At 38.6% G+C, this 691-nt stretch carries 1 pseudogene; it reads right to left on the bottom strand.

Going from position 1 to position 691, the window contains the following annotated elements:
• Nucleotides 1–2 precede the first annotated feature (2 nt).
• Nucleotides 3–691: pseudogene (locus tag GOU96_RS18005) on the bottom strand (hypothetical protein); the annotation flags it as partial.

Raw genomic sequence — 691 nt, 5'->3', positions numbered from 1 at the left:
GGCTACGCCGTTTTATCTACAACGTATTTTAGCAACTTTTCTTCGGCTGGGTTTAACTGCATTTTCGGGAAAAATTTATGTTTTAACACTAATTTTTTTAACTCATCATCACGTAATGTAAGAACTTTAATTAACTTTAATTCCAGACGTTCACAGCGGGACATCAGTAACTGAACCATCTTCAACTTATCGCTTTTACTTAAGAAAGCGTCATCCGATATATAATGAAAAACATACTTCAGGTTACTAACAAGAGGTTCAAGTTCTACTCCATAAGACTGGAGACGATCCTCAAATACCTTTGAGCTTGGATCATCAGCATCAATCACACTTTTCCACAACACTTTTAAGGACTCTCTTCCACTCCAATGCTCAGAAGCAACATTTGGCAGCCTGTAATTGCTTACCAGCGTAGCGTGGTCATTCACCAATTCAATACAAACTTTTAAGGAAGTCTGTCTTGCTTGCTCGTGATTTGATTTAACCAGAAAAACGAGTGTTATTGCCGCAACAACCGGAGCCGATACACCGCCAACAAAACTACCAAACGCCCCCCAATCAATTTGATGACTAGAAAACTCAAGTTGATGAAAATTCACATAAAAAGCAATAGTTAACATAGGGACAGCTATGATAGCTAGAAAATAGCAAATACTCCGCAAGTTGACTCCTTTTACATAACGCCCGCCTA

The sequence above is a fragment of the Vibrio sp. R-1 genome, assembly GCF_035615595.1.
GTDB classification, from domain to species: Bacteria; Pseudomonadota; Gammaproteobacteria; order Enterobacterales; family Vibrionaceae; genus Vibrio; species Vibrio cholerae.
Note: the sequence above shows the minus strand (reverse complement) of the source record. Positions and strands in the feature narration are given on the sequence as shown.